The sequence below is a fragment of the Acidovorax sp. Root219 genome, assembly GCF_001428665.1.
GTDB lineage: Bacteria > Pseudomonadota > Gammaproteobacteria > Burkholderiales > Burkholderiaceae_C > Acidovorax.
Map to the genome: position 1 here is coordinate 103461 of NZ_LMIJ01000004.1, position 15561 is coordinate 119021.

Annotated in this window: 15 protein-coding genes and 1 tRNA gene; 8 read left to right on the top strand and 8 right to left on the bottom strand. The window is 63.3% G+C overall.

Going from position 1 to position 15561, the window contains the following annotated elements:
• Positions 1–27: 27 nt before the first annotated feature.
• From cgtA to rplU, 3 genes are all read right to left on the bottom strand, one after another.
• Positions 28–1098: an Obg family GTPase CgtA gene (gene cgtA / locus ASE28_RS04920; protein ID WP_057265133.1), complete on the bottom strand. Its 1071-nt coding sequence runs from the start codon at positions 1096–1098 to the stop codon at positions 28–30.
• A 181-nt stretch (positions 1099–1279) separates the two neighbouring features.
• Positions 1280–1537, bottom strand: a complete 258-nt coding sequence (gene rpmA / locus ASE28_RS04925; protein WP_007854552.1) for a 50S ribosomal protein L27 — start codon at positions 1535–1537, stop codon at positions 1280–1282.
• A gap of 15 nt (positions 1538–1552) precedes the next feature.
• On the bottom strand, positions 1553–1864 hold the full coding sequence (gene rplU / locus ASE28_RS31150) for a 50S ribosomal protein L21 (protein ID WP_024814187.1): 312 nt from the start codon (positions 1862–1864) through the stop codon (positions 1553–1555).
• 226 nt (positions 1865–2090) lie between these two features.
• On the opposite strand from rplU, the gene ASE28_RS04935 reads away from it, so the two are divergent.
• The 8 genes from ASE28_RS04935 (at position 2091) to ASE28_RS04970 (ending at position 8854) form a co-directional block, all read left to right on the top strand.
• Positions 2091–3020: a polyprenyl synthetase family protein gene (locus ASE28_RS04935; protein ID WP_057265293.1), complete on the top strand. Its 930-nt coding sequence runs from the start codon at positions 2091–2093 to the stop codon at positions 3018–3020.
• 50 nt (positions 3021–3070) lie between these two features.
• Positions 3071–3147 (top strand) — tRNA-Pro (locus tag ASE28_RS04940).
• A 129-nt stretch (positions 3148–3276) separates the two neighbouring features.
• A complete protein-coding gene (gene pilB / locus ASE28_RS04945) occupies positions 3277–5013 on the top strand; it encodes a type IV-A pilus assembly ATPase PilB (protein ID WP_057265138.1) in 1737 nt (578 codons plus the stop codon).
• A gap of 28 nt (positions 5014–5041) precedes the next feature.
• Positions 5042–6262: a type II secretion system F family protein gene (locus tag ASE28_RS04950; RefSeq protein WP_057265140.1), complete on the top strand. Its 1221-nt coding sequence runs from the start codon at positions 5042–5044 to the stop codon at positions 6260–6262.
• The gene (locus ASE28_RS04955) at positions 6262–7170 is read left to right on the top strand and encodes an A24 family peptidase (RefSeq protein ID WP_057265142.1); all 909 of its coding nucleotides are present in this window, start codon (positions 6262–6264) and stop codon (positions 7168–7170) included. The genes ASE28_RS04950 and ASE28_RS04955 overlap by 1 nt, the downstream gene beginning before the upstream one ends.
• Before the next feature lie 3 nt (positions 7171–7173).
• On the top strand, positions 7174–7773 hold the full coding sequence (gene coaE, locus ASE28_RS04960) for a dephospho-CoA kinase (protein ID WP_057265144.1): 600 nt from the start codon (positions 7174–7176) through the stop codon (positions 7771–7773).
• An 89-nt stretch (positions 7774–7862) separates the two neighbouring features.
• The gene (gene zapD, locus ASE28_RS04965; RefSeq protein WP_057204989.1) at positions 7863–8618 is read left to right on the top strand and encodes a cell division protein ZapD; all 756 of its coding nucleotides are present in this window, start codon (positions 7863–7865) and stop codon (positions 8616–8618) included.
• A gap of 14 nt (positions 8619–8632) precedes the next feature.
• Positions 8633–8854 (top strand): DNA gyrase inhibitor YacG, encoded by a 222-nt coding sequence (locus tag ASE28_RS04970; protein WP_057265295.1) that lies wholly within the window; start codon positions 8633–8635, stop codon positions 8852–8854.
• A 130-nt stretch (positions 8855–8984) separates the two neighbouring features.
• Here ASE28_RS04970 and ASE28_RS04975 read toward each other — a convergent pair whose 3' ends face one another.
• From ASE28_RS04975 to ASE28_RS04995, 5 genes are all read right to left on the bottom strand, one after another.
• Positions 8985–9458 carry an NUDIX domain-containing protein gene (locus ASE28_RS04975; RefSeq protein WP_057204991.1) on the bottom strand — a complete coding sequence of 158 codons (474 nt, stop codon included), beginning with the start codon at positions 9456–9458 and terminating at the stop codon, positions 8985–8987.
• On the bottom strand, positions 9436–10308 hold the full coding sequence (locus ASE28_RS04980; RefSeq protein WP_057204993.1) for an ATP-binding protein: 873 nt from the start codon (positions 10306–10308) through the stop codon (positions 9436–9438). Before ASE28_RS04980 ends, ASE28_RS04975 begins: the two co-directional genes overlap by 23 nt.
• A 19-nt stretch (positions 10309–10327) precedes the next feature.
• A complete protein-coding gene (argJ, locus tag ASE28_RS04985) occupies positions 10328–11557 on the bottom strand; it encodes a bifunctional glutamate N-acetyltransferase/amino-acid acetyltransferase ArgJ (protein WP_057204996.1) in 1230 nt (409 codons plus the stop codon).
• Positions 11558–11658: 101 nt separating this feature from the next.
• Positions 11659–14424, bottom strand: coding sequence for a preprotein translocase subunit SecA (gene secA, locus ASE28_RS04990; RefSeq protein WP_057265146.1), 2766 nt, complete (start codon positions 14422–14424; stop codon positions 11659–11661).
• Positions 14425–14563: 139 nt separating this feature from the next.
• A complete protein-coding gene (locus tag ASE28_RS04995) occupies positions 14564–15544 on the bottom strand; it encodes a M23 family metallopeptidase (RefSeq protein WP_057205000.1) in 981 nt (326 codons plus the stop codon).
• Positions 15545–15561 lie beyond the last annotated feature (17 nt).

The following is a 15561-nucleotide window of genomic DNA, read 5'->3' on the forward strand; positions in this document are numbered from 1 at the left end:
GGTCATGGTCCTGTGCTGCCCGGTTTTTCAGTCGGGCGCATCGCCCGCAAAGCGCGGATCGATTTCCTCGGGCGTGTTCTCCACGCGCTGTTGCGTCTGCACATGCCGGTAGATGGCATGGATCAGCGGCTCGCAGCCTTCGCGGGTGAGCGCGGAGATCTGGAACACCGGGCCCTTCCACTTGAAGCGCTTGACGAAATCCTTTACGCGCTCCTCGCGCTCTTCGGCGGGCACCATGTCCAGCTTGTTGAGCACCAGCCAGCGCGGTTTGTCGTGCAGTTGCTGGTCGTACTTCTTGAGTTCGCCCACGATGGCCTTGGCCTGCGCCACCGGGTCGACCGCGTCGTCGAACGGCGCCAGGTCCACGATGTGCAGCAGCAGGCGGGTGCGCTGCAGGTGGCGCAGGAACTGGTGGCCCAGGCCCGCGCCTTCGGAGGCACCCTCGATCAGGCCAGGGATGTCGGCGATCACGAAGCTCTGCTCGGGAGCCACGCGCACCACGCCCAGGTTGGGGTGCAGGGTGGTGAAGGGGTAGTCCGCGATCTTCGGCCGCGCATTGGACACGGCGGCGATGAAGGTGGACTTGCCGGCATTGGGCATGCCCAGCAGGCCCACATCAGCCAGCACCTTGAGCTCGAGCTTGAGGTTCTTCTTCTCACCGGGCCAGCCCGGCGTCTTCTGGCGCGGCGCACGGTTGATGGCGCTCTTGAAGCGCATGTTGCCGAAGCCGCCGTCGCCGCCCTTGGCAATGGTGACCACCTCGCCCGGATTGAGCAATTCGTACAGCACCTCGCCGGTTTCGGCGTCAGTGAAGATGGTGCCCACAGGCACCTTGAGCGTGATGTCCGAGCCAGCGGCACCGAACATGTCCGAGCCCATGCCATGCTCGCCGCGCTTGGCCTCGTGCCGGCGCGAGTAGCGGAAATCGACCAGGGTGTTCAGGTTCGGGTCGGCGACGGCAAACACATGCCCGCCCCGGCCGCCATCGCCACCATTGGGACCGCCGAACTCCTTGTATTTTTCGTGCCGGAACGACACGCAGCCATTGCCACCATCACCGGCGGCAATGTCAATATAGGCTTCATCGACGAACTTCATGGGTATCCAGTTTACAAAAGAGCGCTGCGCAAGAAAATCACCGGTGAAGGAGCAGCAGGGCTTTGCTCTTTTCGAGGGGCGTGCAAGACGCCGACAGGACGCGCCGGCAGGAAGTACCAGGCTGTCCAAACAACAAAGCCCCGACCAGGCGGGGCTTCGTTTGCTGCCGGGGTGAAAACCCTCAGGCGGCCGTCACATTGACCGTCGACTTGGACAGTGCACCCTTGGTGCCGAACGACACGTGGCCGTCCACCAATGCAAACAGGGTGTGGTCCTTGCCAACGCCCACGTTGGTACCGGGGTGGAAACGGGTACCGCGCTGGCGCACGATGATGGAGCCAGCACTGATCAGTTCACCACCGAACGCCTTGACACCCAGCATCTTTGGCTTGGAGTCACGTCCGTTTCGCGTAGAGCCGCCGCCTTTTTTCTGTGCCATGACATCAGCTCCCTGTTAAGCAGCGATCACGCCGATTTGCAGTTCGGTGAACTGCTGACGGTGACCTTGACGTTTCTGATAGTGCTTGCGACGGCGCATCTTGAAGATGTGCACTTTGTCGTGCTTGCCGTGCGCCACGACAGTGGCTTTGACCGTTGCACCGGACACCAGGGGCGTACCCACCTTCAGTTCAGCGCCGTTGCCGACAGCCAGAACCTGGTCGATCACAATTTCCTGGCCTACGTCCGCAGCAATCTGTTCTACTTTAATTTTTTCGCCGGAAGCAACGCGATACTGCTTGCCGCCGGTTTTTATGACCGCGTACATGTTGACCTCTTGATATGAGTTCCGCAGACGAATTTCTGCAGAGCCGGCTAGTTTAGCATAGCCCATGGATCGTAGCAAGCCAGCGACATCTGCACCGTACGCAGCACATCGCCAGGACGGGAAGGCCATGGCCGTTCCTATAATCCGCTGCACTCTGAGCGCTCCTATCTTGACTGACCACTCCCAAACAGCCGCCACGCCCGCACTCACGCTCATCGCCGCCGACATGCACGAGGTGGACCGGGTGATTGCAGCACGCCTCACTTCCTCCGTCCCCCTGGTCGCGCAGATCTCGCAGTACATCATCGCGGCGGGCGGCAAGCGTCTGCGCCCTGCGCTGCTGCTGCTGGTCTGTGGCGCCCTCGGCTACCGCGGCGCGCATCGCTTTGGCCTGGCCGCGGTGGTGGAACTGATCCACACCGCCACGCTGCTGCATGACGACGTAGTGGACGCATCGACCCTGCGGCGCGGCCGCGCGACGGCCAACGAGGCCTTCGGCAACCCGGCCAGCGTGCTCGTGGGCGACTTCCTGCACACGCGCTCCTTCCAGATGATGGTGGAAACCGGCAGCATGCGTGTCATGGAGATCCTGTCGGAGGCCACCAACGTGATCGCCGAGGGCGAAGTGCAGCAGCTGATGAACATGCACGACGCCTCGCTGGATGAAGAGGGCTACCTGCGCGTGATCCGCTCCAAGACCGCCAAGCTCTTCGAGGCCAGCGCCCGGCTGGGCGCCATCCTGGCGGGCAGCCCACCCGAACTCGAAGAAGCCTGCGCCATGTACGGCCAGGCGCTGGGCACGGCGTTCCAGATCATCGACGACGTGCTCGACTACGATGGCGATGCCAGCGAGATGGGGAAAAACCTCGGTGACGACCTGCGCGAGGGCAAATCCACCCTGCCCCTGATCGCGGCCATGCAGCGCGGCACCAGCGCCCAGGCCACCATCATCCGCGAAGCCATCGAGCAAGGGTCCACCGAGCAGTTGCCAGCCATCGTCGCCATCGTCCGGGAAACCGGCGCACTGGAAATTACCCGTGCCGCAGCGGTCTCGGAAGCCCACCGGGCCATCGCCGCCCTGAAGACCTTGCCCGACAACGGTTTCACCGCCGGCTTGCTACACTTGGCATCGCAATTGCTGGACCGTCGCGCATAGGCCACACCCCCATGCAGCGTGCGGTCCCGGCGCCCCTTGCCGGCGCCACTCGGGGTGTAGCTTAGCCTGGTAGAGCGCTACGTTCGGGACGTAGAGGCCGGAGGTTCGAATCCTCTCACCCCGACCACCTCTTCCCGCCTGCACAAAATCACGCTCAAGGTGTGGTGCCAGCGCCAATATGCAGCGCTGTACAGGTCAATGCCAATAGGCGATGATAGGATGGCTCGTTATCCACCCTTAACACATTACCGGTTACATGGCTGCTGTAGATACTGCTCAGAAAGAAACACCTGCAATAGCCCTTCCGGGCTTGGGGCGGGCGTTGATGTCTGCGGGAAAGCTGACCCAGAAGGCAGCCGAAGATATTTACAAAAAGTCACAAGTTAGCCGCACCAGTTTTATTGCGGAATTGACAGGTTCGGGGGTGGTGTCCGCGACGGACCTGGCCCACACGGTATCGGCCGTATTCGGCGCCCCGCTGCTGGACCTGGAAGCCATCGACCCTCTGCGGCTGCCCAAGGACCTGCTGGACGCCAAAATCTGCCAGTCCTACCGGGTGGTGGTGCTGAGCAAGCGCAACAACCGCCTGATCGTTGCAACGGCCGACCCCACGGACCAGGAAGCCGCCGAGAAAATCAAGTTCACGACCCAGATGGGGGTGGACTGGATTATTGCCGAATATGACAAACTGAATCGACTGGTAGAAAGCAGCACCAAATCGACCAGTGAGTCGATGGAGAGCATGACCAGCGGGGGCGATTTTGAATTCGACGATGTCCCCATCGAAGAAGCGGCAGATCCAGCCGATGCAGGCGCCTCCGATGTCGAGGATGCCCCGGTTGTCAAATTCCTGCACAAGATGTTGCTCGATGCCTTCAATATGCGGGCATCCGATCTGCATTTCGAACCCTATGAGCACCAGTACCGCGTGCGATTTCGCATTGACGGTGAATTGCGCGAAATCACATCGCCTCCCATTGCCATCAAGGACAAGCTGGCCTCGCGCATCAAGGTGATCTCGCGGATGGATATTTCCGAAAAGCGCGTGCCGCAGGACGGAAAGATGAAACTGAAAATCGGCCCCGACCGGGTGATCGATTTTCGGGTGAGTACCCTGCCCACGCTGTTTGGCGAAAAGATCGTGATCCGTATTCTGGATCCTTCCAGTGCCAAGCTGGGCATCGATGCATTGGGCTACGAACCCGAAGAAAAAGCGCGGCTGATGGACGCCATCAGTCGCCCTTACGGCATGATTCTGGTGACTGGCCCTACCGGCTCCGGCAAGACGGTATCACTCTACACCTGCCTGAACCTGCTGAACAAGCCGGGGGTGAACATCGCCACGGCAGAAGACCCCTCGGAAATCAACCTGCCCGGCGTGAACCAGGTCAACGTCAACGACAAGGCCGGCCTGACCTTTGCCGTGGCGCTCAAGTCATTTCTGCGCCAGGACCCCGACATCATCATGGTGGGGGAAATCCGCGATCTGGAAACCGCCGACATATCGATCAAGGCCGCCCAAACGGGCCACTTGGTGCTGTCTACGCTGCACACCAACGATGCCCCCACGACGCTCACGCGCATGCGCAACATGGGCATCGCGCCGTTCAACATCGCGTCCAGCGTGATCCTGATTACTGCGCAGCGACTGGCACGGCGACTGTGCCCCGTGTGCAAGGTGCCTGCAGACATTCCTCATGAGGCGCTTGTGGATGCGGGCTACTCCGAGGAAGAGCTGGATGGATCCTGGGTCCCCTACCGTCCGGTGGGTTGCTCTGCCTGCAACAACGGATACAAAGGCCGCGTCGGGGTCTACCAGGTGATGCCTATCTCCGAGGAAATCCAGCGCATCATTCTGCGCGACGGCAGTGCGCTGGAAATCGCCGAACAGGCCCGGTCGGAGGGGGTGCGATCCCTGCGCGATGCAGCCCTTTACAAGGCCAAGCTGGGGCAAACCTCCCTTGAAGAGGTGTTGGCCGTGACCAACGAATAAACATTACAGAATAGCGACGGGGAATACCATGGCGACAGCAGCAGCAGCGAAGGACATCAAGGATTTCGTCTTCGAATGGGAAGGCAAGGACCGCGCCGGCAAGATCGTGCGCGGCGAAATCCGTGCGGGCGGCGAAAACCAGGTCCAGGCCACGCTGCGCCGCCAGGGCGTGTTCCCAACCAAGATCAAAAAGCGGCGGATGAAATCGGGCAAGAAAATCAAGCCCAAAGACATCGCCCTGTTCACGCGCCAGTTGGCCACCATGATGAAGGCCGGTGTGCCCCTGCTGCAATCGTTCGACATTGTCGGCCGCGGCAATACCAATGCCAGCGTGACCAAGCTGCTCAACGACATCCGCACCGATGTGGAAACAGGCACTTCGCTGAATGGCGCGTTCCGCAAGCATCCCCTGTACTTCGACACCCTCTACTGCAACCTGGTGGAGGCCGGTGAAGCGGCCGGTATTCTGGAAGCCCTGCTGGACCGGTTGGCGACCTACATGGAAAAGACGGAAGCCATCAAGTCCAAGATCAAATCGGCATTGATGTACCCTATTTCTGTGTTGATTGTGGCCTTTGTGGTGGTCACAGTGATCATGATTTTTGTGATTCCGGCCTTCAAGGAGGTATTCTCATCCTTTGGCGCGGATCTGCCCGCGCCCACACTGATCGTTATGGGCATCAGTGATGTTTTCGTCAAATGGTGGTGGCTGATCTTCGGGGTCATTGGCGGCGGGTTTTATTTCTTCATGGAAGCGTGGCGCCGCAACGAGAAGATGCAGCGCTTCATGGACCGCGCCCTCTTGAAGATGCCCATTTTCGGCGCGTTGATCGACAAATCCTGCGTGGCTCGCTGGACCCGAACCTTGGCCACCATGTTCGCCGCCGGCGTTCCGCTGGTGGAAGCCCTCGATTCCGTCGGCGGCGCCTCGGGCAACTCGGTCTACGCTGTAGCCACCGAAAAGATCCAGCAGGAAGTTTCCACCGGCACCAGCCTCACGGCGGCCATGGGCAATGCGAATATCTTCCCATCGATGGTCATCCAGATGTGTGCCATCGGTGAAGAATCGGGCTCTATCGACCACATGCTGGGCAAGGCTGCCGATTTCTACGAAGCCGAGGTGGATGACATGGTCGCAGGCCTTTCCAGCCTGATGGAACCCATCATCATCGTGTTCCTGGGCACGCTGATTGGCGGTATCGTGGTGTCGATGTACCTGCCCATCTTCAAGCTCGGCCAGGTCGTTTAATGCTTCTGGATCCGTGGTGGAGCGCCGCGTTGGTCGGCGTCCTGGGCTTGTTGATCGGCAGTTTCCTGAACGTCGTAATTTACCGGTTGCCCAAGATGATGGAACGGCAGTGGGATGCTGAAGTCACCGCATACGCCGCAGAGCAGACGGCGCGGCAGGCACCTGGCAGCGAGGCGGAAAGAGCCGTCGAAAGACAACAGCCACCCACAGCAGAGCCATTCAATCTTATGGTTCCCCGGTCACGCTGCCAGGCCTGTGGGCACATGGTCCGGTGGTACGAAAACATTCCCGTCCTGAGCTATCTGTTCCTGCGCGGCAAATGCTCTTCCTGCGGGGTTCACATCAGTGTGCGCTACCCGTTGGTGGAACTGGGCACCGCGGCCCTGTTTGCCTTCCTGGGCCACTGGGGAGGGTTGTCGGCTCCGACCCTGGTCTGGTGTGTCTTTGCCGCTGCCATGGTGGCGCTTGCCCTGATCGACTGGGATACGACCCTGTTGCCCGATGACATCACCCTGCCCTTGCTCTGGGCTGGACTGATTGCCTCCACTGTGGGGTGGACAGGCATACCGCCTGCTGCCTCGGTGGCAGGTGCCGCTGCCGGCTATCTGTCCCTGTGGCTCGTGTACTGGGGCTTCAAGCTGGTCACCGGCAAGGAAGGCATGGGCTATGGCGACTTCAAGCTGTTCGCCGCGCTCGGCGCCTGGTTTGGATGGCAGGCCCTGGTTCCCATCATCCTCATGGCCTCGGTGATCGGCGCCATCGTGGGCCTGGTCATGAAATTCAGGAACCGCTTGCGCGAAGGTGGCTACATTCCTTTCGGCCCCTTCCTGGTCGGCGCGGGCCTGGTGTCCATGGTGTTCACACCCGAGGCCATCTTCCAGGCGGTGCTGGGCCTGATGGGCCTGTAACCCATGCGCATCGGCCTGACCGGGGGCATCGGCAGCGGCAAGAGCACCTTTGGCCAGTTGCTGGCCTCTCTGGGCGCCGCACTGATCGATGCCGACCAGATAGCGCGCAGCGTCACAGGTCCCGGCGGTGCGGCCATCGAAGCGATCCGGCAGACGTTTGGCCCCGACTATGTCGATGCGGCCGGAGCGCTCGACAGGGCCCGCATGCGCGCCCTGGCCTTCTCGGATGGCGATGCGCGGTTGCGGCTGGAATCCATCGTGCACCCCCTGGTGACACAGCGCAGCGCTGAAGAAGCCCGGCAGGCCCTGCAGGACGGCAGGCGGCTGATCGTGCACGACATTCCCTTGCTGGTGGAGTCGGGGCGCTGGGCCCGGCAGCTCGACGCCGTGGTCGTGATCGACTGCCCTCCCGAAACCCAGATCGAGCGCGTGGTGCAGCGCAGCGGGCTCACCGGGGAGGCCGTGCAGGCCATCCTTTCTCACCAGGCGAGCCGCCCGGTGCGCCGCGCGGCGGCGGATATCGTGGTGTTCAACGGCCTGCACTGCACATTGACGCAATTGCAGGCCCAGGCAGCGCAGCTGGGGCAGCTGTTCGGGCTATGATGCACGCGCAGCCTGTTGCGCCCTGTTTCTGCAGAGTGCACGCCAACGGTGCCACAGAATACCCCTGAGAGCCCCGGGAACCCGCCAGCGTGATCCTTTACGAATACCCTTTCAACGAGCGCCTCAGAACGTACCTGCGTCTGGAGCAGCTGTTTCGCCGGCTCGGCGAACTGATTCCGCGCTCCCACGCCCTGGACCACCATTTTGCGCTGGTCACGATCTTCGAGATCATGGATGTGGCTGCCCGCGCCGATCTGAAATCGGACGTGCTCAAGGACATCGAAAAGCACAAGCACCAGCTCGACAGCTACCGCGGCAACCCATCCATCTCCGAGGCGGCACTGGATGCGGTCATCGCACAGCTCGATCACTGCTTCACGGCCCTGAACACCCAGAACGGCAAGTCGGGCCATGCCCTCACGGAGAACGACTGGCTGATGAGTATCCGCAGCCGTGTCGGCATTCCGGGCGGAACCTGCGGCTTCGACCTGCCCGCCTACTACGCCTGGCAGCACCGGGACGTGGCCTACCGCCAGAACGCACTGCAGGAATGGGCCTCCACCCTCGCGCCCATGGCCGAGTCCATCTATGTGCTGCTCAAGCTGCTGCGCGACTCGGGAGTGCCGCAGAAGGTGGCCGCCGAGCGCGGCCAGTTCCAGCAGAACCTGCCCCAGGGTCGCACCTTCCAGTTGCTGCGCCTGCGCATGGACCCATCGCTGGGGCTCATCCCCGAAATCAGTGGCAACCGCCTGATCGTGTCGGTGCGGCTCATGCGCCAGGAGGCCGATGGCCGCCTGCATTCCTGCGCGGAGGATGCCGCGTTTGAACTGACCCTGTGCGCGTGAAGGAGACGCCCACCATGGCCCCCAAAACACCCCCTGGCAGCACCGCTGCCCGCATCGTTGTCTGCCCCACCTGCGGGGGCGACAGCATCTACAGCCCCGCCAACGCCTACCGGCCGTTCTGCAGCGAACGCTGCAAGCAGGTGGACCTGGGCGCCTGGGCCAGCGAAGACTTCCGCATGCCCGCCGAAGCGCCGCCAGCAGACGCGCAGTACGGCGACCCCAAGCTACAGCACTGAATACGGATTTGCCTTCAGCCGTCTAACTTCGTTGGTCCGCCTTGCCGTGCTACAGCACTGTCTGCGGCTTCCCGCCTCGTTATACGGCTGAAGGCAAATCCGTATGGGCAGCAGGTAGGGGCCCTCGGCTTCAGGCTTTCGGAAGCTCCGGCGCCGCGAACGCCAGGCCGCGCTCCTCGGACAGCCATTGCAGCACCGGGTAGGCCCCTGGCAACACGGGGCTGACCTCCAGGGGCAACTGCTGCCAGGCCATCTCCTGGCCTTCGCGCATCTCGAATTCCCCGGTCCATGCGTGCACCTTGCACCAGTGCAGCCGCACCAGCGCGTGCGGGTAGTCGTGCTCGGTGACCTTCCAGACCTCAGCGGGCCCGATGCTCACGCCCAGCTCCTCGACCAGCTCGCGCCGCAGTGCCTGCTCCACCGTCTCGCCGGCTTCCAGCTTGCCGCCTGGAAACTCCCAGTAGCCCGCATAGGGCTTGCCTGGTGGGCGGGTGGACAACAGCAGCGCGCCGTCCGGGCGCACCAGGATGCCCACCGCCACCTCGGTGTGCTTGCGCACCGCCGCCTCGCCAACCACGAACTCAGCCACCCTGGCGCCCCGCATAATCGCGTGCGAACTGGTAGGCCACGCGGCCGCTGCGCGAGCCCCGCTCCAGCGCCCACACCAGGGCCTGGGGGCGTGCCGCTGCAATCTCCGGGGCATCCACGCCCAGCGACGAGAGCCACTGTGCCACGATGGCCAGGTACTCGTCCTGGCTGAACGGGTAGAAGCTCACCCACAGGCCAAAGCGTTCCGACAGCGAGATCTTTTCCTCGACCACCTCGCCGGGGTGTACCTCGCCGTCCTCACTGTGCGTATAGGTCAGGTTCTCGGTCATGTACTCAGGCAGCAGGTGGCGGCGGTTGCTGGTGGCATAGATCAGCACGTTCGGCGTGGCTGCGGCCACCGATCCATCGAGGATGGACTTGAGCGCCTTGTAGCCCGGTTCGCCCTCTTCAAAGCTCAGGTCATCGCAGAAGACGATGAACTTCTCCGGCCGTGCCGAGACCACGTCCACGATGTCGGGCAGGTCTGTCAGGTCGGCCTTGTCCACCTCGATCAGGCGCAGGCCCTGCGGCGCGTAGGCATTCAAGCAGGCCTTGATCAGCGAGGACTTGCCCGTGCCACGCGCGCCCGTGAGCAGCACGTTGTTGGCCGGCTTGCCCTGCACGAACTGGCGCGTGTTGCGCTCGATCTTGTCCTTTTGACCATCGATCTCCTTGAGCTCGCTGAGGGCCATGGCCGCCACATGGCGCACGGGCTCCAGCGTGCCATGGCCGCTGCTGCGCTTGCGGTAGCGCCAGGCGATCGAGGCCGTCCAGTCGGGCGCGGACAGCGGCTGCGGCAAGGCCGCCTCGATGCGGGTGATCAGTTGCTCCGCGCGCGCGATCAGGTGTTCCAGTGCTTGGTTCATGTGCCAGAGGCTCGCGTGTTCAGGAGCGGTAATCCGCGTTGATGGTCACGTACTCGTGGCTGAAATCGCAGGTCCACACGGTGTCGGCCGCATCACCCCGGCCCAGCACCACGCGCACGGTGATCTCGCTTTGCTTCATCACGCGCTGGCCATCTTCCTCGCGGTAGGCCGGGTTGCGCCCGCCCTTCACGGCCACGTGCACGTCGTCCAGGTACAAATCGATCCCGGTCTGGTCCAGGTCGTCAATGCCGGCGTAGCCCACGGCCGCCAGGATGCGGCCCAGGTTCGGGTCGCTGGCGAAGAAAGCCGTCTTGACCAGGGGCGAATGGGCGATGGCGTAGGCCACCTTGCGGCACTCGTCGCCGGTCTTGCCGCCTTCGACGCGCACGGTGATGAACTTGGTGGCGCCTTCGCCATCGCGCACGATGGCCTGGGCCAGCTTCTGCGCCACCTGCAGCATGGCTGCCTGCAGGGACTTGCCTTCGGCACTGGCCAGATCGGTGATCGGAGCGTGCGCCGCCTTGTTCGTGGCCACGACCACAAAGGAATCGTTGGTCGAGGTATCGCCGTCGATGGTCACGCGGTTGAACGACCCATCGGCCAGCTCGCGCGCCAGTTGCTGCATCACCGAGGGGTGCACGCAGGCATCCGTGGCCATGAAACCCAGCATGGTCGCCATGTTCGGGCGGATCATGCCGGCGCCCTTGCTGATGCCGGTGATGGACACCGTCGTGCCCGCAATCTGCACCTGGGCCGAAAAAGCCTTGGGCAGCGTGTCGGTGGTCATGATGCCTTCAGCGGCGCGCGCCCAGTGGTCGGGCTGCGCATCGGCAATGGCAGCGGGCAGGCCGGCCTCGATGCGGTCAACGGGCAAGGACTCCATGATCACGCCGGTGGAGAACGGCAGCACCTGTTCGGGCGCCACGTCCAGCTGGCGCGCCATGGCCACGCAGGTGGCACGCGCACGCGCAAGACCGTCGGCACCGGTGCCGGCGTTGGCATTGCCGGTGTTGATCACCATCGCGCGGATGCCCTGCCCGCCGGCCAGGTGCTCGCGCCCGACCTGCACCGGCGCCGCGCAAAAGCGGTTCTGCGTGAACACGCCCGCCACGCTGGCGCCCTCGTCGAGCAGGAACACGGTGAGGTCCTTGCGGTGGGCCTTGCGGACACCGGCTTCGGCGACACCAATGCGGACACCGGCAATCGCATGCAGATCGGCGGCAACGGGGGCAAGAAGATGGACAGGCATGGGGGGAGGCTCTTTCGTGAAAAACTGCGTCCGATTATGCGGAAAACCGTGGCGCGCCAATGAAAACACGGGCCGAAGCCCGTGTTGCAATCGTCAGAAGATCAAGCCAGCTTGCCGTGGCATGCCTTGTATTTTTTGCCGCTGCCGCAAGGGCAGGGGTCGTTGCGCGACACGCGCATGCCTTCGGGCAAAGGCAACTCCTGGGCACCTGCGGCCTGGCGCTGCTCCAACGTGGTTTCCACATCGCCGGTTTCGGTGGGCGCCGTGTAGGTCACGTTGGCAATGCTTTCAGCACGGCTTTCCATGTCCTGGGCGGCCTGGTCCAGCTGGGCTTGCGACTGCACCTGCACGGTCATCAGCACCTTGGTGACTTCGTTCTTGACCTGATCGATCAACTGGCGGAACAGCTCGAAAGCTTCGCGCTTGTATTCCTGCTTGGGCTGCTTTTGCGCGTAGCCGCGCAGGTGGATGCCCTGGCGCAGGTAATCGAGCGAGCTCAGGTGGTCGCGCCAGTTGGAGTCGAAGTTCTGCAGCAGCACCACGCGTTCGAACTGCGTGAAGTTCTCGCGGCCGACCTGCTCCACCTTGGCGTCGAACGCGGCCTGGGCAGCCTGCACGACCTTTTCCAGGATCTCGTCGTCGGTGATCGCGCTCGAGCCTTCCACCAGTGCCTTGAGGTCGATATCGACCTGCCACTCGTCGGCCAGCACCTTCTGCAGCGTGGGGAGGTCCCACTGCTCTTCCACGGATTCGGCCGGCACGTACTGGCGCACCAGGTCGGTCATGCAATCGTCGCGCATGGCGGCAATCACGTCCGACAGCTCCGAAGCATCGAGGATGTCGTTGCGCTGCTGGTAGATCACCTTGCGCTGGTCGTTGGCCACATCGTCGTATTCCAGCAATTGCTTGCGGATGTCGAAGTTGCGGGCCTCCACCTTGCGCTGGGCCGACTCGATGCTGCGGGTCACGATGCCCGCCTCGATGGCCTCGCCATCGGGCATCTTCAGTCGGTCCATGATGGCCTTGACCCGGTCGCCTGCGAAGATGCGCATCAGCGAATCGTCCAGGCTCAGGTAAAAGCGCGAGGAACCTGGGTCGCCCTGGCGGCCCGAACGGCCACGCAGCTGGTTGTCGATGCGGCGAGACTCGTGGCGCTCGGTGGCGATGATGCGCAGGCCGCCCAGGGCCTTGATCTTCTCGTGGTCCGCGGACCAGTCGGCGCGCACCTGGGCGATCCGGGCTTCGCGCCCGGCTGCGTCCAGCGATTCGTCGGCTTCGACCTCGGCGATCAGTTTTTCGATGTTGCCGCCCAGCACGATATCGGTACCGCGCCCTGCCATGTTGGTGGCGATGGTGATCATGCCGGCACGCCCGGCCTGGGCCACGATGTCGGCCTCACGGGCATGTTGCTTGGCATTGAGCACCTGGTGCGGCAGACCTTCCTTGTTGAGCAACTGGTCGATGATTTCGGAGTTCTCGATCGACGTCGTGCCCACCAGCACCGGCTGGCCACGCTCGTGGCATTCGCGGATGTCCTTGATGGCGGCTTCGTACTTTTCGCGCGTGGTCTTGTACACACGGTCGAGCTGATCGTCGCGGCGGCTCGGGCGGTTCGGCGGGATCACCGTGGTCTCCAGGCCGTAGATTTCCTGGAACTCGTAGGCTTCGGTGTCGGCCGTACCGGTCATGCCCGCGAGCTTGTTGTACAGGCGGAAGTAGTTCTGGAAGGTGATCGAGGCCAGCGTCTGGTTCTCGGCCTGGATGTTCACGCCTTCCTTGGCTTCCACGGCCTGGTGCAGGCCTTCGCTCCAGCGGCGGCCCGACATCAGGCGGCCGGTGAACTCGTCCACGATCACGATCTCACCGTTTTGCACCACATAGTGCTGGTCGCGGTGGTACAGGTGGTTGGCACGCAGCGCTGCGTACAGGTGGTGCATCAACGTGATGTTGGCCGGGTCGTAGACCGAGGCGCCTTCGGCAATCAGGCCGTGACTGGCCAGGATGCGCTCGGCGCTCTCGTGGCCCTGCTCGGTCAGGAACACCTGGTGGGTCTTCTCGTCGAGCGTGAAGTCGCCCGGCTTGGTCACGCCCTCGCCGGTGCGGGCATCGGCTTCGCCTTCCTGGCGGATCAACAGCGGCACCACCTTGTTCATGGCGATGTACATGGCCGTGTGGTCCTCGGCCTGGCCGCTGATGATCAGGGGCGTGCGCGCCTCGTCGATCAGGATCGAGTCCACCTCGTCGACGATGGCGAAGTTCAGGCCCTGCTGCACGCGGTCTGCGGCCTCGTAGACCATGTTGTCGCGCAGGTAGTCGAAGCCGTATTCGTTGTTCGTGCCGTAGGTGATGTCCGAGCGGTAGGCGGCCTGCTTTTCCTCACGGGGCATGTTGGGCAGGTTGATACCCACCGACAGGCCCAGGAAGTTGTACAGACGGCCCATCCACTGCGCATCGCGGTTGGCCAGGTAATCGTTCACGGTCACCACGTGCACGCCCTTGTCGGACAGCGCGTTCAGGTACACCGGCAGCGTGGCGGTCAGGGTCTTGCCTTCACCGGTGCGCATTTCGGCGATCTTGCCGAAGTGCAGCGCCATGCCGCCCAGCAACTGCACGTCGAAGTGGCGCATCTTCATGATGCGCTTGGAGCCTTCGCGCACCACCGCAAACGCCTCGGGCAGGATATCGTCCAGCGACTCGCCCTTGGCCACCCGGTCCTTGAACTCCTGCGTCTTGGCGCGGAGCTGCTCGTCCGTCAGCTTCTCGTAGTCGGGCTCCATCGCATTGATGTGAGTCACCGTCTTGCGGTATTGCTTGAGAAGCCGGTCATTGCGGCTGCCGAATATTTTGGTAAGGAAGTTGGTGGCCATGCGAACAGGACCGCCTCACCCGCTGCAATCAGCGCGCAAAGCGACCGAAACCCCTAAGATGAATTGTGATCAGGTGGGTCCGCCGCCGGGTATTGCAAGGACTGCACTACCGTGGGCTGCGAACGCCGGACCCGCGATTTTACCTGCCTGCCGCAGGGCTGCCGGAAGCAGCCACCAGGCCCGGCCTTTGCGCCGTGGCAACCTGGCCTCCCGCGACTGCGCTGCCGGCACTGAGAAACTTCTGCGGGTCCTGGAAAACCCCTTGCACCAGCACTTCAAAGTGCAGGTGCGGGCCCGTGGAACGCCCGGTGGTGCCCACCTCGGCAATCTTCTGGCCACGCCGCACGATGTCCCCTTGTTTCACCAAGGTACGCGAGGCGTGGGCATAGCGCGTCACCAACTGGTTGCCATGGTCCACCTCGATCATGTTGCCGTAGGCCGGATGGTATTCCTGCGTCACGACCACACCCCCGGCAGCGGCCAGGATGGCCGTCCCCGTATCGGCCTGGAAGTCCAGCCCCGTGTGCAGTGCCGACTGCCCGGTAATGGGGTCGATGCGCCAGCCAAAGGACGACCCCGGCGCTTTGCCGGCCACAGGCGCATGCGTGGGAACCATCTTCTTGCGGATGTGCTGGTCGAACAGGCGCGACTCCATCACCGTCATCAGGTCCACGCGCTGGTTGGTCAGGCGCTCTAGGTCATCGAGCGTGGCCTGCAGCTCTTCCATGCTCAGGTTGTGGGCGCTCACCAGCGCACCGCCACGCCCGTCGCTGCGCAACTCGGTGGCCGGCATGCCTGCCAGGCCCAGCACGCGCTCACCCAGGGACTCCAGTTGCACCATGCGCGCCTGCATTTCGCCGACCCGCCGCGCCATGGCATCCAGGTTGGCGCGCATGAAGCGGTCGCGCTCGGCGAATTCATCCTTCACCACCAGGCGCACCAGGGCGCCGAACACCGGCCAGCCCTCGCGCGCGCCCTTGAGGAAGACCCAGTGGTACAGGCTGGCGGCCGTGACCATGAGTCCGAGGGAAAGAACCAGGCCCGCCAGCAGAAGGCGAACCCCGGAAAGGTGAATGGCGCGGCTGCGCGCCAAACGGGCGTCCGTGATAATCAGGTGCACTACGACATCTCCACGCC